17 protein-coding genes and 1 pseudogene are annotated in these 18,694 nt (G+C 42.7%); 1 reads left to right on the forward strand and 17 read right to left on the reverse strand.

The annotated features are described in order from the left end of the window. Nucleotides 1-15: 15 nt before the first annotated feature. From D8801_RS06690 to D8801_RS06750, 13 genes are all read right to left on the reverse strand, one after another. Nucleotides 16-987: a glycosyltransferase family 2 protein gene (locus D8801_RS06690; protein ID WP_125848731.1), complete on the reverse strand. Its 972-nt coding sequence runs from the start codon at nt 985-987 to the stop codon at nt 16-18. After that, entirely contained in the window at nt 984-1,820 is an 837-nt protein-coding gene (locus D8801_RS06695) for a LicD family protein (RefSeq protein WP_125848733.1), read from the reverse strand. Before D8801_RS06695 ends, D8801_RS06690 begins: the two co-directional genes overlap by 4 nt. Before the next feature lie 146 nt (nt 1,821-1,966). Next, nucleotides 1,967-3,262: an LCP family protein gene (locus tag D8801_RS06700; RefSeq protein ID WP_125848735.1), complete on the reverse strand. Its 1,296-nt coding sequence runs from the start codon at nt 3,260-3,262 to the stop codon at nt 1,967-1,969. Beyond that, a complete protein-coding gene (gene pheA / locus D8801_RS06705) occupies nt 3,259-4,107 on the reverse strand; it encodes a prephenate dehydratase (protein WP_125848737.1) in 849 nt (282 codons plus the stop codon). Before pheA ends, D8801_RS06700 begins: the two co-directional genes overlap by 4 nt. Next, nucleotides 4,104-4,580 (reverse strand): shikimate kinase, encoded by a 477-nt coding sequence (locus tag D8801_RS06710; RefSeq protein WP_125848739.1) that lies wholly within the window; start codon nt 4,578-4,580, stop codon nt 4,104-4,106. The genes pheA and D8801_RS06710 overlap by 4 nt, the downstream gene beginning before the upstream one ends. Further along, on the reverse strand, nt 4,573-5,856 hold the full coding sequence (gene aroA / locus D8801_RS06715; protein ID WP_125848741.1) for a 3-phosphoshikimate 1-carboxyvinyltransferase: 1,284 nt from the start codon (nt 5,854-5,856) through the stop codon (nt 4,573-4,575). The genes D8801_RS06710 and aroA overlap by 8 nt, the downstream gene beginning before the upstream one ends. 89 nt (nt 5,857-5,945) lie before the next feature. Further along, nucleotides 5,946-6,284, reverse strand: a complete 339-nt coding sequence (locus tag D8801_RS06720) for a YlbF/YmcA family competence regulator (protein ID WP_125848743.1) — start codon at nt 6,282-6,284, stop codon at nt 5,946-5,948. A 10-nt stretch (nt 6,285-6,294) separates the two neighbouring features. Next, nucleotides 6,295-7,398 carry a prephenate dehydrogenase gene (locus D8801_RS06725; protein WP_125848745.1) on the reverse strand — a complete coding sequence of 368 codons (1,104 nt, stop codon included), beginning with the start codon at nt 7,396-7,398 and terminating at the stop codon, nt 6,295-6,297. Nucleotides 7,399-7,407: 9 nt separating this feature from the next. Continuing rightward, nucleotides 7,408-8,574, reverse strand: coding sequence for a chorismate synthase (aroC, locus tag D8801_RS06730; RefSeq protein ID WP_125848747.1), 1,167 nt, complete (start codon nt 8,572-8,574; stop codon nt 7,408-7,410). Between the two features lie 9 nt (nt 8,575-8,583). Beyond that, a complete protein-coding gene (gene aroB, locus D8801_RS06735; RefSeq protein ID WP_125848749.1) occupies nt 8,584-9,651 on the reverse strand; it encodes a 3-dehydroquinate synthase in 1,068 nt (355 codons plus the stop codon). An 18-nt stretch (nt 9,652-9,669) separates the two neighbouring features. Beyond that, on the reverse strand, nt 9,670-10,524 hold the full coding sequence (locus D8801_RS06740; protein ID WP_125848751.1) for a shikimate dehydrogenase: 855 nt from the start codon (nt 10,522-10,524) through the stop codon (nt 9,670-9,672). Continuing rightward, a complete protein-coding gene (aroD, locus tag D8801_RS06745; protein WP_125848753.1) occupies nt 10,514-11,191 on the reverse strand; it encodes a type I 3-dehydroquinate dehydratase in 678 nt (225 codons plus the stop codon). The genes D8801_RS06740 and aroD overlap by 11 nt, the downstream gene beginning before the upstream one ends. After that, nucleotides 11,188-12,351 carry a class I SAM-dependent rRNA methyltransferase gene (locus D8801_RS06750; RefSeq protein WP_185758510.1) on the reverse strand — a complete coding sequence of 388 codons (1,164 nt, stop codon included), beginning with the start codon at nt 12,349-12,351 and terminating at the stop codon, nt 11,188-11,190. The genes aroD and D8801_RS06750 overlap by 4 nt, the downstream gene beginning before the upstream one ends. 270 nt (nt 12,352-12,621) lie before the next feature. Here D8801_RS06750 and D8801_RS06755 point away from each other — a divergent pair, with 270 nt between their 5' ends. Then, nucleotides 12,622-14,070 (forward strand): alpha-amylase, encoded by a 1,449-nt coding sequence (locus D8801_RS06755; RefSeq protein ID WP_125848755.1) that lies wholly within the window; start codon nt 12,622-12,624, stop codon nt 14,068-14,070. A gap of 87 nt (nt 14,071-14,157) precedes the next feature. Here the strand turns inward: D8801_RS06755 and alaS are convergent, their stop codons facing one another. The 4 genes and pseudogenes from alaS to D8801_RS06775 all read right to left on the reverse strand — a co-directional run bounded on the left by alaS (nt 14,158) and on the right by D8801_RS06775 (nt 18,650). After that, entirely contained in the window at nt 14,158-16,776 is a 2,619-nt protein-coding gene (gene alaS, locus D8801_RS06760; RefSeq protein WP_125848757.1) for an alanine--tRNA ligase, read from the reverse strand. A gap of 21 nt (nt 16,777-16,797) precedes the next feature. After that, complete coding sequence (locus D8801_RS06765) at nt 16,798-17,283, reverse strand: LURP-one-related/scramblase family protein (RefSeq protein ID WP_125848759.1); 486 nt, start codon at nt 17,281-17,283, stop codon at nt 16,798-16,800. Between the two features lie 297 nt (nt 17,284-17,580). Beyond that, nucleotides 17,581-17,745: pseudogene (locus tag D8801_RS06770) on the reverse strand (PASTA domain-containing protein); the annotation flags it as partial. Nucleotides 17,746-17,825: 80 nt separating this feature from the next. Then, entirely contained in the window at nt 17,826-18,650 is an 825-nt protein-coding gene (locus tag D8801_RS06775) for a GIY-YIG nuclease family protein (RefSeq protein WP_125848760.1), read from the reverse strand. Nucleotides 18,651-18,694 lie beyond the last annotated feature (44 nt).

The raw sequence follows: 18,694 nt of genomic DNA on the forward strand, positions 1-18,694 counted from the left end.
CTCCTTCTCATGATATTAGTTTTTTAATCCAACAATTTTCTTATATAGCCATGGAGAAATGACAAGTGAAAGGATCGCTACCTTGCGAAAAGTAGTGAAATAAGCATCCTTCCAAATTTCGCGTCGATGCTGAACAATCCAAGTCCTCAACTCAGCTTTCTCCTTTTGATACTGTTCAGATGAAGTAAAGATAATTTTATCGTAAACTGTGATGTACGACCAACATTCTCTATTTTTTAATTCAGGTTTTAAATCAGGAAAGACTTGTGATACTTGAGCGATTATTTGCTGATAAACTTCTATCGTGTCAAATACATGCTGATTAACAGATGTTGTTGCACTTCCCTCACGATGATCATAATAATAAATTGGTTTGTCAATAAACACACTATTACATCTTGTTTTTAGCAGAAACTCTGTCAAAAATAAAGCATCTTCAGCTAGATGATAATTTGTATTAAACTTTTCATCCGCAAGCAGGTCTCTCTTAAACAGTTTAGCGACTGGAAAAAATGACGTTCTAGTGGTCATCAGTAATTCCTTCATGGTTTCTTCTGTTGACCAGATTTCTTTTTTTCCAGAATGAGGAGGTAAGTCTGTCAAAATGCCGTTTTTAATATGGTGCAGAGGAGCGATTGTAAATCCTACGGACTCCTTATCATCAACTGCACCAATCAAGATTTCCAGATAATCTTTAGTAACGAAATCATCGCTATCAATAAAGGTAACCCAAGAACCCGTCGCTAGCTGAATTCCCATATTTCTAGCATTTGAAACAGCAGCATTTTCTATATGATAAACCTTGATATTCTCATACTGAGATGCTAAGTGATCACAGATCTGTCCGCTGGAATCGGTAGAGCCATCATTGATTAGAATTAGTTCAAAATTGGCATAAGTTTGATGAAGAATTGACTCTACACATCGTTCCAGATAGGCTTCTACATTGTAGACTGGAACGATAACGCTAATTTTTTCTCCCATCATGCCCCATATTCTCCCTTGTACTCCGTGTAGCTCTTGTCCATGTCTGCTATAATGGCATCATGATGCGGTACTTGCTTGTCTGCTGGTGGTGGTGTCATATAATCCCCAAAAGCAGTGCTGAGATAGGCATCATAGCCGACTGGGATGGGCATCTCTGTTTCTTCAAATGGCAAGAAGAGATTATCTTCAAAGGATGCGATTGGGTACTTGTTTCGCATGTAGCCAGGACCTGAGCATAATTCCGTGATTCCATCGCTCTCAGCTAGATTGTACTTGGTCATTTCTTTCTCAGCTTTTTTCCAAATGCGATAGCGTAGAGATTTGGGAGTCAAACCGAGTAAGATACGACTTCCCCATTTCATGACTGCACCATGCTTTTCTGGGATAGTTTGGGCGCAAAAAAGGGAATAAATCAAGGCCCAGCGAACCTGTTTCTTACGCTCAGCTGGATTTTTAGGATAATAATCCAAAGGCAAAACGTCCAAAGCCAAACCATGTGGCAAATCCAAATCCTTCTGATAAGGCTTGATACAGGTCGTTTCCTTATCACGAATAGTAATAAAAAGGTTACGGTCTACAAAATCCTTGTGACTTTTTGATAAGAAATAGCGCTCATCTGCATAACGAGGCCATAGTTCTGCCAACTTTTCATAGTCCTTGCGAGGCATGAAAAAATCTAAGTCATCATCCCAAGGAATGAAGCCCTTATTACGAAGGGCACCGATAGCACCCCCACCACAGAGATAGCACAACAAATCATGTTCTTTACAAAATGCGACAAAATATTCAGCCATTTCCAGACTACGAGCCTGAATCGCTTTCAAATCACTCATGTCTCTCCTCTTCTGTCCAATAACGAGTTATATCGTTTTATTATACCATAAAAAAGTCTTAAAAATCCATCAGATACCGTAAAAAATCAAAGCCAATCCACCATTTTTACTGGTGAATGAAGCTTTGATTTTCATTTATTTACCTCTTATCTCATTCCCATTTGGGCGAGTTTAGCCCGGTATTTGTTTTGGTCGACAAGTAGACCTTGTCCTCCGTAGACATCATAAGCATCTACCCAATCGCCAAGTTCTGGCACTGTCAATCTTTCAATACCGTTCTGTGCGCCTTCGATAACTGACAAACCATTAGTCAGCAGGAAGGTATAAGGTAGATTGGTTGAGGTCATTCCAAAGACCTTTCCAAGTGCCTCTGATCCTGTAAAGAGTTTGGTTGGATCTTTGATTTGCTCAAGAACAGCTGACATGACCTGCTGCTGACGTTTGGTACGACCATAGTCTCCTTCATCATCATCACGGAAGCGAGCGTAATTGAGCAAGGTCGAGCCATTCATCTGCTGTTTCCCAACTTTAATAGTTTGAGTTGGTGATTCCGTTTCTGTTGCATGTAGGTCATCTCCAACTGTGGCTTCTGTCAGAGGCTGACCATTTAACGTTGAAAACTTAGCGTCTATAGTCACCCCATCAGGAAATAGCGTATCAATAGCAGTTGCAAACGCTTGGAAATCTACCAGAGCATAGTACTTAATGTCCAAATCAAAGTTGTCTTTTAGAACCTTGCGGACCATTTCTGCCCCTTTTCGCCCTTCTTGTTCCCCGAGTTCATAGGCAACATTTAGTTTATTATCTGTTTGTTTCTTGCCATTCACAATCTGGCTGTAGCCATCAATATAGACTAAGTTATCACGCATAAAGCTGACTAGCTTGATCTTCTTATCTGATCCACTGACATTCAGTACCATGATTGTGTCGGTACGAGTCTCCGCACTATTTTGACCGATACGGCCATCTGTCCCCATGACAAGAATATTCACGCCATCTTTGGTATCCTGACCGTTAAAGACCTCTACTTGAGCCGCCTTGGCGTCAGCTGGCTTATTTGTTGGATTGGCTGCTGACTGGAACCCTCGAAGAAACATAAAAATCATCCCTGCAACCACACAGGTAATCAACAGCAAGAACCAAGTCAATATTCGTTTGAAGCGAATTCTTCTCTTTTTCTTTTTGACTTTAGGTTGAGGAGCTACCTTTTCACGTTTCTTAGACCGGCTTCTACTGCCATAAGTCGGAAGATCAATATCTCTACCCCAAGATTCTTCTTTTTCTTCTTGGTAGAAATGGTGAACTTCAGAGTTGGGACCTGCCATTTTCTGTTGCAGATAATCAAACTCCCTCCGTTCACGGTCGTTGAGGTAATGAATATTTTTGAAGAGATAGTCATAACGTAACTGCTCGTGATGACTTAAAGGATTTTCTTTGCTCATTGACTCTCCTTTTCTAAATCAGTTATGGTAAAAATTGGGTAGGTTCCCAGGATCTTGTGCTGGATTCCAATAGCTTCTAGTTCTTGTCTTGCAAAATGAACCAGTTCTTTGTCACTATAGTCTACATCGATAATGAAAAAGTATTCTCCCAAGGCTGTTTTAAGGGGGCGACTTTCAATCTTTGTTAAGTCAATCCCTCTCCAAGCAAAAGTCGAAAGTGCCTTGTAAAGAGCACCAGGTAGGTTGTCTGGTAAGGTCAAGGCCAAACTCATTTTTTCAGCTTGCGAGTTCAAAGGAATCTTCGGTATCTCTGCCCCTAACACCCAAAAACGTGTGAAATTGGCTTCCATTTCCTGAATATCCTCTGCAATTAATTCCAAGCCATATTCTTCAGCTGAACTTCTAGGAGCAATTGCTGCATAAGGCTGATCTGGATGTTCCGAAATAAAGCGAGCTGCATAGGCGGTACTGGCGGTTACCTCGATTTGAGCCTCTGGATAGTGTTTGTCGATGAATTTCTTTCCTTGAGCCAGAGCCTGAGGATGAGAAAAAATTTTCTCAATTTTTGACTGACCTGGAACTGCCATCAGCTGCTGGTGAATGGGTTGAACGATTTCTGCCACTGCTTGGATGCGAGCCTGGTGAAAAAGGTAATCCAAACTTTCATGGACACTACCTTCAATGGAGTTTTCAACTGGTACCACAGAATAGTCCACCAAGCCCTGTTCATAGGCCTTGATAACATCAGTGATATTGGCAAAAGCCTGCAATTCCTCATGAGGAAAAGCTGTCTGCACAACATGATGCGAAAAAGATCCCTTGGGACCTAGATAGGCAATTTTCATCTCAATTCCTCTATAATTTCCTCTGGGCTTAGCTTGGTCACATCTAGAACCCGACTGGCTACTTCCTCATACCAAGCCTGTCTTTCATGGAAAATAGCTGCTAGTTCTTCCTTACTTTTGTTAAGAAAGAGCGGGCGCTGATTGTCCTTATCAGCTGCGATACGTTGGTAGAGGGTTTCAAAATCTGCTTTTAGGTAGATGTTATCAGGATTGGTTTTGAGCAAGTCACGATTTCGCTGAGAAATGACAACCCCTCCGCCAGTTGACACAACTCGGTCAGTTTTTAGTAAGTCAGCTAGGACTTCTGACTCTACTTGGCGAAAGGCCACTTCTCCTTTTTTAGCGAAGAAATCCGCAATGGACATGCCTAAGCGTTCCTCGATTAAGGTATCCATATCGATGTAGTCTGGGTCCAATCCTCTAGCGATTGTTGACTTGCCCGCCCCCATAAATCCGAGTAATACCTTAGCCATGAATCAGGTTCTCCAAATCATCAAAGAAGCTAGGATAGCTGGTATTGATGGCTTCAGCACGGTCAAGTTCCACTTCTCCATCTGCAACCAAGAGGGCTGCGATGGCTGTCATCATTCCGATACGATGGTCACCAAACGTATTGACTCTAGCGCCATGAAGGGATGATTTCCCTTTGATAATCATCCCATCTGCTGTAGGAGTGATATCCGCCCCCATACTATTTAAAGCATCTGCCACCACCTGAATGCGGTCAGTTTCCTTGACCTTGAGTTCCTCAGCATCCTTAATGACCGTTACACCATGCGCTTGGGTCGCTAGAAGGGCAATAATCGGCAACTCATCAATCAATCGTGGAATCAAGGCTCCACCAATTTCCGTTCCTTTCAGATTTGAAGTTTCAACCGTCAGAGTTGCGGATTTAGCGACTGGATCAATTTCTGCCATTTCCAATTTTCCACCCATGGCACGAATGACATCAATAATACCAGTACGCGTTTCATTGATGCCCACATTCTGCAGCACCACACGAGAATCTGGCACAATCAATCCAGCGACTAACCAAAATGCAGCACTGGAAATATCTCCTGGAATGATAACCTTTTGTCCGGTCAGTTTTTGCGGTCCTTGGACTGTGATTTTCTTGCCATCCACACTTAAATGGCCACCAAATTGCTGCAACATGTCTTCTGTATGGTTACGAGTACACTCTTTTTCAATAATGACTGACTCCCCCTGAGCCTGCAAGGCTGCAAACATCAAGGCAGACTTGACTTGTGCAGAGGCTATTGGCAACTCATAGTGAATCGGTCTTAAATTTTTCGTCCCTTTGAGGCGAAGAGGAGGCAGGTCTCGCTCAGTTTGCCCCGAAATGCTAACGCCCATTTTTTTCAGAGGAATCGTCACGCGATCCATAGGACGTTTAGAAAGACTATCATCTCCAAACATCTCTACTTCGAAGTCTGCACCAGCAAGTACACCTGAAATCAGGCGAATCGAGGTGCCAGAATTCCCCATATCCAAGGCATTTTGCGGCGCTTTTAAGCCATCTATGCCAACACCTTGAATGGTAATAACCCCATCTTTATCCTCAATTTTAACACCAAGGTCACGAAAAACCTGCATGGTTGAGAGCACATCCTCTCCACGCAGAATATCATAAACCTTAGTCTCGCCCTCAGCCAAACTTCCAAAAATAATCGAACGGTGGCTGATAGACTTGTCACCTGGAACCCGGATACTGCCATGTAAGTGGCGAATGTTTGTTTTTAGTTTCATAGTTGACCTCATACTTGCAATACTTTTTCTTATTTTATCACAAAAAAGCCAGAAATTCCTGAAATTTCTGGCTTTTATACAGATAAATACTATTTCAATAATTCTGAAACAGGTTCAAAGACAATTTTTTCAATGTCTGAAAGGTAAATGGACAATTGTTGCTGTTTGGCAAAGAAATCTGACAAAAGAGCGTTCTCTTGGATTTGCTTGCTGAAAGACTGCATCTTTTCTTGGAAAGAGGCATCTGGCATTTGTCCCGTTTGCGCCATGACTTGGATTTCTTGCTGGAAGGCGATATAGTCTGCAAAAATCTCGCTAGCTTGTTCATCAGCTTGGATGGCATCTTTGGCTACCTTAACCGCCTTGTATTCTGGTAATTCGCGTAACCCGCGACTGAGTTCGTTTGCACTATCGTAAATATTTGACATGATTTTCTCCTTATTTGATGACGACTGTGTAGTCCGTATTTTCTGTAATTAAGCGCTCAGCTCGTTCTAGATCCTGAGCATTTTTAAAGGAAATTTGTAGAATCCCGTGAATATCCTCACGGTTTTCTTCGTTGATGTGAATGTTGACCAAGGAAGTCCCACGTAGCAATTCCAAAATCCGCAAGATAACATCTTCTTCATCGGGAACATCGACATAGAGGTCATAAGAACTATCTACGCCACCCCGTTTATGGATTTCCATGGCCTGACGTTGCTCACGCGCTTGGTTGAAAAAGTTCCAAATCTGCTCTTCTTCCCCCTTGCTAATAGCCTGACCAATCTCATCTAAGCGTTCCTTGAAATCCTCAATCCGCTCTAGGATGGTCTCGCGATTGGACAAGAGAATAGAAGTCCACATACCTGGCTCGCTTTCCGCAATTCGAGTCATATCTCGAAATCCTCCCGCCGCAAAGCGCCTTGCCATTTCATGTTCCTGAGCATAGATTGCTGTCTGCTCCATGAGACCTGATGCCAGAATATGTGGGAAATGGCTAATCTGAGAAGTCACCCGATCATGCTCCTTGGCATCAATCTCGATAAAACGAGCATGAAGGCCTGAAAGCAAGTCCTTCATTTCCTCAAGTGTGTCAGGACTTGTCAGGCTCGAAGGTGTGAAGATATAATAGGCATTTTCAAAGAGATTAACATCTGAAGAGGCGGCTCCTGTCTTGTGGCTACCAGCCATGGGATGGGCCCCAACAAAGCGAACAGGCTTGCCAGCCAAATACTGCTCCGCTGTATCCACAATGGCTGACTTGGTCGAGCCAGCATCCGAGATAATGACGCCTTCTTTCAAGTCTAAGTTTGCCAGCTCCTTAATAAAAGCAATGGTCTGTTTGATTGGTAAGGTCAGGATGATGACATCTGCTAGGGGAGCGAAACTGACAAAATCATCCGTCGCACAGTCAATCATCCCCCGCTCCAAGGCAATGTCTCTCGAAGCCTGACTACGATTATAACCTAAAATTTCATAGTCCGGATGATCACGCTTGATACCGAGCGCCATCGAAGCACCAATCAATCCAAGACCTGCTATATAGACTGTTTTTGCCATAGGAACTCCTTAATAGTTCTTTGTATACTCACGGTGTTTGGCTGCCGCTTCTTTTAATTCCTCTAGGTTGTCCGATGAGAATTTTTCAAGAATTTCCTGCGCTAGAACTGTTGCCACAACGGCTTCCATGACCACACCTGCTGCTGGAAGAGCGGTTGGATCACTTCTCTCCACGGTTGCCTTGTAAGGTTCGTGGGTTTCGATATCCACACTCATAAGTGGTTTATAAAGAGTTGGAATGGGTTTCATGACACCACGGACAACGATTGGCTGACCATTGGTCATGCCTCCTTCAAAACCACCTAGATTATTGGTACGACGGGTATAGCCGTCTTCTTTAGACCAGAGAATTTCATCCATAACTTGGCTGCCTTTTCGGTAACCAGCTTCAAATCCAAGACCAAATTCCACCCCTTTAAAGGCATTGATAGAGACAACTGCCTGAGCCAATCGCGCATCCAATTTTCTGTCCCATTGAACATAGGATCCAAGGCCAACTGGAACACCTCCGACGACTGTCTCCACAACTCCACCGATGGTATCACCATCACGCTTGATTTGATCAATATAGTCCTTGATTTCCTGTTCCCGTTCTTGATTAACAATAGAAACTTCAGACTGGGCAGCTCGTTCCTTAATCTCCGCAACAGTCAGATTTTCAGGTACATCGATTTCCTTACCACCAAAGACCACGACATGATTAGCAATCTCCATATCCAGCTCAGCCAAGAGACGTTTGGCTACTGCTCCCACTGCTACTCGCATGGTTGTTTCACGAGCTGATGAACGCTCCAAGGAATTTCGCAAGTCATCAAAACGATACTTGATACCCCCTACCAAGTCGGCGTGGCCTGGGCGAGGATGGGTAATTTTTCGTTTGCTTTTAAGACGGTCTTCAATGTCCTCAGCAGACATGATGTCTAGCCATTTTTGGTGATCTTTGTTGATGACATCCATGGTAATGGGAGCTCCTGTCGTCTTCCCGTGGCGAACGCCCGATGTAAAGACAACCTGGTCGCTCTCAATCTTCATACGACCACCACGACCGTAGCCACCCTGACGGCGTTTAAGGTCCTCATTAATATCCTCTGCTGTCAAAGGAAGTCCAGCTGGAATTCCCTCGATAATTGTCGTCAGACGCGGACCGTGTGATTCTCCTGCGGTTAAATATCTCATACGTTCTCCTTATTTTACCAAGTAGTCTCTCATCTCTTCCAGAGAAACTGGGTGAATGGTCGCTGAACCAAGCTCTGGCACCAAGACCAATTTCAAGGTGTTCCCACGCGCTTTCTTGTCATGAGTCAAAGTCTGATAAAGCTTGTCAACATCCCAGTTTTCATAGTCAACAGGTAAGCCAAACTTCCGGCACATCTCTGTAATGGACTGGGTTATTCCTTCTGGCATGAGGCCTTTTTCCTCAGCAACCTTGGAAATCTGCACCATGCCTATGGCCACAGCCTCACCATGCATGACCTTGCCATAACCGGCAGTCGCTTCAATAGCATGGCCAATAGTGTGACCAAAATTGAGGTAAAGGCGAACACCATTATCCAACTCATCCTCAACTACCATCTTGCGCTTAACCTGACAAGAATGTTCAATCAAAGTCTCTGCATGTTCCAGTATACTCTCAACAGAACCATCCAGCTCCGTTAAGAGAGCCCAAAGTTCTGGATCCTCGATCAAGCCATACTTGATGACCTCACCCATCCCTTCAATCAGCTCTCTTTTTCCAAGCGTTTCTAGGACAAGCGGGTCAATCAGAACCCCATCTGGTTGGGCAAAAGTCCCCACCATATTCTTAGCAAAAGGAGTATTAACACCCGTCTTACCACCGATAGAAGAATCTACCTGAGCTGTCAAACTAGTCGGAATCTGAACAAAGTGAATGCCCCGCATATAGGTGGAGGCTACGAAACCAGCTAGGTCCCCAACGACACCACCACCAAGAGCCACGATTCCATCGCTACGAGTCAACCCCTGCTTGACTAAAAATTCATAGACTTTCTGAACAGTGGTTAAATTTTTTCGTTCTTCGCCTTCTAAGAAATCAAAAACAGCTACCTGAAAACCAGCATCTTCTAGGCTGAGTTTGACTTTCTCTGCATAGAGAGAAGCTACATGGTTGTCAGTTACGATAACCACTTTTTGAGGTTGCCAGAGTTCTAGCAACCATTGACCTGCTTGCGATAGACAACCTTTTTCAATCTGAATATCATAAGGATGATGCGGAATATCGATTCTGATTTTCATAGTAGGGTCTCCTTTTCATTATTGGTATTTTTCTGTTAAGGACTGCCAAATCTCTTCAGTCGGCATCTCTTTACCTGTCCACAGTTGAAAAGCTTCAGCAGCTTGATAGAGCAACATCCCCAGGCCATTGACGGCTGGATTACCCTGACTTCTAGCCCATTTCAAAAATGGCGTTTCAAAGGGTTGGTAAATGACATCGGCCACCAAAAGATTTTCTGGTAAATTGATTCTTTCTGGAACTGGTGACGACTGACCGTCCATTCCCACACTAGTCGCATTGACGAGCAGGTCCGACTTGGCAATCTTTTCTTGCAGTTCAGAAACATCTTCTAAAGCACACAAGTGCACTTTAAAACCTGTTTGCTCCTGCAACTTGTCTAGGTAAGGTCTTGTTTTTTTCATGGAAACTGACCGAACAAAGACTGAAATCTGACTGACGCCATCCAAAATAGCCTGTGCCAAAATGGATTTGGCCGCGCCCCCTGCTCCCAGAATAGTCATTTTCTTATCCGAGATTGTAAAAGAAGGCAAGCTCTTAAAGAATCCCTTGCCATCTGTATTATATCCAATTAACGTTCTGTCTTGATTAACAACTGTGTTGACCGCCCCAATCAAACGAGCCTCATCACTCAACTCATCCAGATAAGGAATCACTTGCTCCTTATAAGGCATGGAGAGATTGATTCCAAACATCTGGTAACGGCGAATATTGGCGACTGTTTCTGCCAAGTCACCCGCTTCAATCTCCCAAGCCACATAGACACCATTGGTAGCTGTCGCCTCAAAGGCCCTATTGTGGATAAAAGGTGAGATGGAGTGTTTAATGGGATTTGCAACGACAGCCGCCATACGTGTGTAGCCATCAAGCTTCATCCAAAATCTCCCTGATTTTTTTCATGTTTGATAGAGAAATCTGACCGGGGGCACTCGCTTCATCTAGACTAGCAAATGACCAACTCGAACCCGTCACATCTGAAGTAATGCGTGATACCTTGCCCATTTTCCCCATGGAAATGGTCACGTACTCTTGTTCAGGATTGAGTGTTTTAAATCCTCGTGTGTAGTTCATCAGGTCTAAAACATCCTGCTCCGTATGGGCCATAACTGATACCTTGACCACTTTCGGAGAGAGACTGGTCAACTCAGACAAAATCTCCATCATGTTTTCAGGTGTCTCTTGGAAATTATGGTAACTCAAAACGAGATTTGGAAAATCCAACATCTCCTCAAAAACGTCCTTGTAGCTGAAGTACTCAAAATCTACATAATCCGGTTGATAGAGCTGGGTAACTTCCTTGATGATTTGAACATACTCTTCAGAAGACAGTTCGATTTCTCCTCCCTCTGTGCGAGTCCGAAGGGTAAAGACAAGTTCACGTCCTGCGAATTTCTCAAAGATAGCGGGTGCTACCTGTAAAATAGCGTCCTTGGCAAGAAAGTCCGCACGCCACTCAATGATATCGGCATCTTCATACCGTGTGGCATCCAGCTCTTGCGCTTCTTCTAAACTTCTTGGCATCACTGAAACGATTAATTTCATCTACTAACCTTCATACTAATCACCTTGAGGTAATTACTGCTTTCATCTTTTTTATTATAGGCAAAGTCTGCTGGAAGTCCGTATTTATTCAAGACTTGATACCTTCTTCCTGCAAAACCTTTATCAATTTGTTCTGTAAATTTCTGGCGGGAAACATTGGCAGCATTGGTACTAGCAATGATAATGCCTCCCGGATTTAAAATTTCTAGACTCTGGGAAATCAGCTTGTGATAGTCCTTAGCCACAGAAAATGTTTGTTTTTTATTGCGAGCAAAGCTCGGCGGATCCAGGACAATCACATCGTAGGTCAGACCTTTTCGCTTGGCATACTTGAAATATTCAAAGACATCCATAACGATAAAACGATGGTTTTCTGTGCTGAGTCCATTTGCCTGAAAATGAGCTTCTGACAGCTCTCTGGACCGTTTGGCCAAGTCGACAGAAGTCGTCTCACTTGCACCTCCCATAGCTGCAGCAACTGAAAAGGCAGCTGTATAGGAAAACATATTGAGCAAGGACTTGCCCATGGCTAAACCGTCAACCAAACTCCCACGAACCTCATGCTGATCTAAGAAAATCCCTGTCATCAAGCCATCATTCATAAAGACTTGATAGAGCACGCCATTCTCAAGAACAGTAAAGTAGTCTGGCGCTTCCTCACCATAGACATGAGCAGACTCGTAATCTAGATCTTTAAAACGAATCTTCTCATAAGCCCCCAAGACCTCAGGAAAGACTTCCTTAAAAGCCTTTACAATAACCTTACGAATCTGGTAAACATAGGAGTTATACCAAGAAAAGACCACATAATCTCCGTAGAGATCAATAGTCAGACCACCAAAACCATCCCCCTCTTGGTTAAAAAGGCGAAAGGCAGTGGTCAAGTCATCCTGATAATATGGCTTTCTAGCTTCCTTGGCCTTACGAAACAGAATTTCAAAAAAGGCTTGATTGAAACGAACCTTTTCCTTGCTGACCAACCAACCAATGCCCTTGTTCTGCTGAGAAAGATAGGCACTCCCTAAAAACTTCCCATCTTGACTAAGAACTTCTACTTCCTGATCCGTCAGATCAATATCTGTTAAATCACTTGCTTCCAAAAGAACTAGACCCTTAGCTAGCTTTTTTTCAACACGTCTGCTGACCCTAATTCTATTCATAGCTACTATTATAGCAAATTTTATGACAATTCTCAAAAAAGAAACCGTTTAACCATCTATACTTTAGTTTATTAAGTGTCATTTTTGTTAAAATAAGTTTACTCAATTTATTTTTTCTCCTAAACATTATTTCTCTAGCAATGGGAAGGAAATAGTGTCTTTAAAAATAGACAATTTCAGAAATGAGTATAGAATCTTGCGCAAACGTTTGCGTAGTTCTGGACTTTATGGTAGAATAAAACACAACATTGATAAGCAAGAGGAAAAACAATGCAAAATCAGACACTTATGCAATACTTTGAGTGGTATCTGCCTCATGACGGCCAGCACTGGACGCGTCTGGCTGAAGATGCTCAACACCTAGCAAATCTTGGTATCAGTCATGTCTGGATGCCCCCTGCCTTTAAGGCGACCAATGAAAAAGATGTGGGATATGGTGTTTATGATCTTTTTGACCTAGGCGAATTTCACCAAAAAGGTACTGTCCGTACCAAGTATGGTTTTAAGGAAGATTATCTCCAAACGATTCAGACACTCAAGGAGCATGGAATCCAACCAATGGCTGACATCGTGCTCAATCACAAGGCTGCAGCAGATCATATGGAAGCCTTTCAGGTTATTGAAGTGGATCCTGAGGATCGTACCGTTCAACTAAGCGAGCCCTTTACTATCAATGGCTGGACTCACTTTACTTTCGATGGTCGCCAAGATACCTACAATGACTTCCACTGGCACTGGTACCACTTCACAGGTACAGACTACGATGCCAAACGCCGTAAGTCTGGCATTTACCTGATCCAAGGAGATAATAAAGGTTGGGCAAATGAGGAATTGGTCGATAACGAAAACGGTAACTACGACTATCTCATGTACGCTGACCTGGACTTTAAGCACCCTGAAGTCATCCAGAACATCTATGACTGGGCTGACTGGTTCATGGAAACAACTGGTGTAGCTGGTTTCCGTTTGGATGCCGTCAAACACATCGACTCTTTCTTTATGCGCAATTTCATCCGTGATATGAAGGAAAAATATGGTCAAGATTTCTATGTTTTTGGTGAATTTTGGAATCCAGATAAAGAAGCCAACCTAGACTATCTCGAAAAAACAGAGGAACGTTTTGACCTTGTCGATGTTCGTCTCCACCAGAATCTCTTTGAAGCCAGTCAAGCTGGAGCAAGCTACGACCTTCGTACTATCTTTACTGATAGCTTGGTGGAACTCAAGCCTGACAAGGCTGTCACTTTCGTTGACAACCATGATACTCAACGAGGACAGGCCCTTGAGTCTACTGTTGAAGAATGGTTCAAGCCAGCAGCCTATGCCCTCATTCTGTTACGTCAAGATGGGCTTCCATGTGTCTTTTACGGAGACTACTATGGAATTTCAGGAAAATACGCCCAAGAAGATTTCAAAGAAGTCCTTGACCGTCTCCTAACCATCCGAAAAGACAGGGCTTATGGAGAGCAAACAGACTACTTTGACGATGCCAATTGTATCGGATGGGTTCGTTCAAGCGCTGAAAATCAATCCCCAATCGCAGTCTTGATTTCAAATGATCAAGAAAACAGCAAGTCTATGTTTGTTGGTCAAGAATGGGCTGCCCAGACCTTTGTTGACCTCCTTGAAAATCACCCAGCACAAGTTATGATCAATGCTGAAGGTTATGGAGAATTTCCAGTAGCAGCGGGTTCAGTCAGTGTCTGGGCAGCAAAATAAACCTATCAGTTACAAGCCAGATCCAACCGGATTTGGCTTTTTTGTATTCACAAAAAGACCTACCCAAATGGATAGATCTTTATTGTCTTACAATTTACCTGCTACTGCCTCCAAGAGTTCTTGGATTTTCGCTTGGTTGCTTCCTCCTGCCATGGCCATGTCTGGTTTACCACCACCACGTCCATCGACGATTGGAGCCAATTCTTTGACAAGGTTTCCTGCATGTACATCTTTTGACTTGCTAGCTACAAGGACATTTACTTTGTCGCCAATAGCTGCGACTAAGACAAGCACGTCAGAGTAGTCTTTTTGTTTCCAGTTATCCGCAAAGGTACGAAGGGCACCTGCGTCTGATACAGAAACTTGACTTGCAATGTAACGGTGTCCGTTGACTTCCTTCACATCCTTGAAGACATCGCCTGCGGCGGCGGCTGCTGCTTTTTCTTTCAATTCTGCATTTTCTTTTTGCAATTGACGGAGTTGCTCTTGAAGACCTTCGACCTTGTGAGGTACTTCCTTGAGTTGAGGTGCTTTCAAAGTCGCTGCCACTGCTTTAAGAGCGTCTTCTTGTTCACGGTAAGCTTCAAAGGCTTCCTTACCAGTCACTGCCAAGATACGGCGAGTTCCTGATCCGATCCCTTCTTCTTTGACAATCTTGAAGAGGCCAATTTCAGAAGTGTTGCCAACGTGGGTACCACCACAGAGTTCCACAGAGTAATCACCGATGGTGACAACACGGACTTCCTTGCCATATTTCTCACCAAAGAGGGCCATAGCTCCCATTTCTTTAGCAGTGTCAATATCTGTCTCAACAGTTTCTACTGCGATTGCTTCCCAAATTTTCTCATTGACTTGTTGTTCAATGGCGCGCAATTCTTCAGAAGTCACTGCTTGGAAGTGTGTGAAGTCAAAGCGAAGGAATTCGACCTCATTAAGTGAACCTGCTTGAGTTGCGTGGCTACCAAGGATATTGTGAAGAGCCGCATGGAGCAAGTGAGTCGCTGTGTGGTTTTTCATGACACGAAGGCGACGGTCTGTATCGATTGCCAAAGTATATTCTGCATTCAAAGCCAGCGGTGCAAGAACTTCAACTGTATGAAGTGGTTGTCCATTTGGAGCTTTTTGAACATCTGTCACAGTAGCCACGACATTTCCAGCAGCGTCCAAGATTTGTCCATGGTCAGCTACCTGTCCACCCATCTCAGCGTAGAATGGAGTCTCCGCAAAGATGAGAGAGGCAGTTCCTTCAGAAACAGCTTCTACTTCTGCATTGTCCGATATGATAGCCACCAATTTAGAAGACAATTGTGATGCTTCATAGTTAAAGATGCTCTCAACAGTGATATTTTGGAGGGTTTCATTTTGCATACCCATTGAGCCACCTTTAACAGCTGACGCACGCGCGCGTTCTTGCTGTTCTTTCATGGCTGCTTCAAAGCCTTCACGGTCTACAGTCATCCCAGCTTCTTCAGCGATTTCTTCTGTCAATTCCACTGGGAATCCATAGGTGTCATAAAGCTTGAATACATCTGAACCTGCAATCACTGATTGACCTTTTTCTTTCAAGTCTGCTACGATACCTTGGGCAAAGTGTTGACCTGAGTGAAGGGTTCGAGCGAATGACTCTTCCTCGCTCTTAACGATTTTCTCGATAAAGTCACGTTTCTCAAGTACTTCTGGGTAGTAGCTTTCCATGATTTTTCCAACAGTTGGAACGAGTTTGTAAAGGAAAGGTTCGTTGATTCCCAATTTTTGACCATGCATAGAAGCACGACGGAGGAGACGACGAAGGACATAACCACGGCCTTCATTTCCTGGAAGGGCACCATCACCAATGGCAAATGAAAGAGAACGGATGTGGTCCGCAATGACCTTGAAGCTCATATTATCGCCATCTTGGTCATAAACCTTGCCAGACAACTTCTCAACTTCACGAATAATCGGCATGAAGAGGTCTGTTTCAAAGTTTGTCTTAGCACCTTGGATAACGGCTACCAAACGCTCTAAACCAGCGCCCGTATCAATGTTCTTGTGTGGCAATTCCTTGTATTCGCTACGAGGAACAGCAGGATCCGCGTTAAATTGTGATAAAACAATGTTCCAGATTTCGATATAACGGTCGTTTTCGATATCTTCTGCAAGCAGACGAAGACCAATATTTTCTGGGTCAAAAGCTTCCCCACGGTCAAAGAAGATCTCAGTATCAGGTCCAGAAGGTCCCGCACCGATTTCCCAGAAGTTGTCCTCGATTGGGATCAAGTGACTTGGGTCTACTCCTACTTCAATCCAGCGGTTGTATGAATCTTTATCATCTGGATAGTAGGTCATGTAGAGTTTTTCAGCAGGAAAATCAAACCATTCTGGGCTTGTCAAAAGCTCATAAGCCCAAGTGATAGCTTCATCACGGAAGTAATCCCCGATAGAGAAGTTCCCCAACATTTCAAACATAGTATGGTGACGCGCAGTCTTCCCTACGTTTTCGATATCGTTAGTACGGATCGCTTTTTGCGCATTGGTAATACGTGGATTTTCAGGGATAATAGTCCCGTCAAAGTATTTCTTAAGGGTTGCTACCCCAGAGTTAATCCACAAAAGAGTTGGGTCATTTACAGGAACCAAGCTGACTGATGGTTCTACAGAGTGGCCTTTGCTTGCCCAGAAATCAAGCCACATTTGGCGAACTTGAGCACTAGATAGTTGTTTCATAATATCTCCTTGTTTACTTGTTTAATTTGATTGGCTTTCCAGCATCTCCACATAGTCAATCGCGACACAGAGGGAAATGACCAGGTCTGCATAAGAATCTTCATAGACGGTTACGGTGTAGGTTGAGGTCAGATGGAAAATTTCTTTCCGAATCTCGGCGACAAGCTGATCACGATCATCTAGCAATTTGAAATTCAAATCCCAGATATTGCCCTCAATACGAAGCCCTAGATCATCAAACTCATACTTATCTCGCCAGAAGGTCAACTTCTTACGAATGACGAAATTTGACCCGTCCCGTAGCTGAATGTTAAAGCGAGGAAGCAAGGTGAAAAATTCTTTACTAATCTCACTGACTTGCTCACCATAGGCGTCATAGATGGTAAAGATTTTAGGAATTTGGAAAAATGATCCCTCCACCTGATAGTTCACTACCCCTCTATCATCCTTGATATCAAAACGTTCACCACCAAGGCGAAATTTTTGTTTGACATGAAATGTTCTCATAAACACCTCCAAAAATCAAAAGACAAGCTCACATCACGAAGGGCGAAAAACCGCGGTACCACCTTCATTCAATGAACTTGTCATTCTCTTATTCTTATGCAATTGTTAGATTGAGTAGCATGACTTCCTAGCTTAGATGGCTCGCAGCACCGCCAATTCTCTGGGCTAAGACAAGTGAAAATCAATTCTCAACTTTCTTATTATATCGTTTTTTTGAGTTTGAGTCAACTGGGAAAGATTCTTAACTAATAGTAGTGAGTTAGCTTTCTAAATTAACGTTTTAATTTATCTAGATCTACTTTGTGATGTTTGATGAGTTTTAGGCTTATAAATTGAAATTTTAACTCGTGTACGTTTCAAATCAACTTCCTCTCCTACTTTCGGACTTTGATCTACTACAGTCCCCTCCGAGGTACCTTCAGAAGCAGTTGAAACTTCTACTATTTCAATATTTCCTGCTCTCTAACAATTTCTCTATTTTCATCTCTTCACCATTCCTATTTTATAAGACGATTTCTTTCCCACTGTTCTATTTTCTCCTCCTAATTTGCATTATAACCATGCTCCTTTGATTTTAAAACTTCTTTCCACCATGATTCACGCCTCAAAACAAAATTATCATCAATCTTACCATTGTAGTTTTCCAATACAGAGTATTGAAAATTTTCTTTAACGTAATTTAACCCTTGTTTTTCAACTAAAATCCTAAGTTCTTTATTGCCACCATGTCCATTATCCACATAGGATTGCCAACGTTGTAAAAGCATACCATAGTTTGAAGTTGCTGAGCCTATATATAATTTACCATTCTGCTTATCCGTAATAAGATAAACAGCTTTTTGATTTTGTAAAGCAGTTATCCAATCTTTTTTTCTCAAACGTAAAATCAATTCTAATTCTTTGTAAGATAAAGAAATATTATCATATCCCGGAAATTCTTCTCCTCCAAATGAATCTGATAACAATTGTTCTATCACAAGTTTTTCCTTACAAGTTGTATACTTTAGAACTGAACCTCTAGATTCTTTTCTGTACCGAATAATTAGACGACCAAAAAGGGCTGAATATTCTTTTAGTTCAATTCCTTCATAATTTTGTCCTTCAGTAACAAAAAGTTCCTTACTCACTTCTTTTATAGTAGTTAATAACCATTTGTTATTATCAATCTTAATGAAATTTATGACAATATCTCCAACATTGAAATATCGCTTATTTGTTCTCCAAAACAAGTTGTAGTTATTAATTATTTCCTCGTCTCTCAAATAGGTCTGAATTGGATTTTCACCCGTCCAATTATTAAATTTCACCTTGAATTTTCTTTTATCTTGATCACTTATATTCAAAATATCGTTTAACTTTAGATCCATGACAAACTCTTTCCCCATAATATTTGCTTAATTTTACACCCCTC

It is taken from the genome of Streptococcus oralis (assembly GCF_003943415.1).
GTDB lineage: Bacteria > Bacillota > Bacilli > Lactobacillales > Streptococcaceae > Streptococcus > Streptococcus oralis_BJ.

Bases quoted from the DNA above. Each gene is read 5' to 3' on its own strand.
- D8801_RS06690 (WP_125848731.1), bottom strand. From the start codon at position 987: ATGATGGGAGAAAAAATTAGCGTTATCGTTCCAGTCTACAATGTAGAA.
- D8801_RS06695 (WP_125848733.1), bottom strand. From the start codon at position 1,820: ATGAGTGATTTGAAAGCGATTCAGGCTCGTAGTCTGGAAATGGCTGAA.
- D8801_RS06700 (WP_125848735.1), bottom strand. From the start codon at position 3,262: ATGAGCAAAGAAAATCCTTTAAGTCATCACGAGCAGTTACGTTATGAC.
- pheA (WP_125848737.1), bottom strand. From the start codon at position 4,107: ATGAAAATTGCCTATCTAGGTCCCAAGGGATCTTTTTCGCATCATGTT.
- D8801_RS06710 (WP_125848739.1), bottom strand. From the start codon at position 4,580: ATGGCTAAGGTATTACTCGGATTTATGGGGGCGGGCAAGTCAACAATC.
- aroA (WP_125848741.1), bottom strand. From the start codon at position 5,856: ATGAAACTAAAAACAAACATTCGCCACTTACATGGCAGTATCCGGGTT.
- D8801_RS06720 (WP_125848743.1), bottom strand. From the start codon at position 6,284: ATGTCAAATATTTACGATAGTGCAAACGAACTCAGTCGCGGGTTACGC.
- D8801_RS06725 (WP_125848745.1), bottom strand. From the start codon at position 7,398: ATGGCAAAAACAGTCTATATAGCAGGTCTTGGATTGATTGGTGCTTCG.
- aroC (WP_125848747.1), bottom strand. From the start codon at position 8,574: ATGAGATATTTAACCGCAGGAGAATCACACGGTCCGCGTCTGACGACA.
- aroB (WP_125848749.1), bottom strand. From the start codon at position 9,651: ATGAAAATCAGAATCGATATTCCGCATCATCCTTATGATATTCAGATT.
- D8801_RS06740 (WP_125848751.1), bottom strand. From the start codon at position 10,524: ATGAAGCTTGATGGCTACACACGTATGGCGGCTGTCGTTGCAAATCCC.
- aroD (WP_125848753.1), bottom strand. From the start codon at position 11,191: ATGAAATTAATCGTTTCAGTGATGCCAAGAAGTTTAGAAGAAGCGCAA.
- D8801_RS06750 (WP_185758510.1), bottom strand. From the start codon at position 12,351: ATGAATAGAATTAGGGTCAGCAGACGTGTTGAAAAAAAGCTAGCTAAG.
- D8801_RS06755 (WP_125848755.1), top strand. From the start codon at position 12,622: ATGCAAAATCAGACACTTATGCAATACTTTGAGTGGTATCTGCCTCAT.
- alaS (WP_125848757.1), bottom strand. From the start codon at position 16,776: ATGAAACAACTATCTAGTGCTCAAGTTCGCCAAATGTGGCTTGATTTC.
- D8801_RS06765 (WP_125848759.1), bottom strand. From the start codon at position 17,283: ATGAGAACATTTCATGTCAAACAAAAATTTCGCCTTGGTGGTGAACGT.
- D8801_RS06775 (WP_125848760.1), bottom strand. From the start codon at position 18,650: ATGGATCTAAAGTTAAACGATATTTTGAATATAAGTGATCAAGATAAA.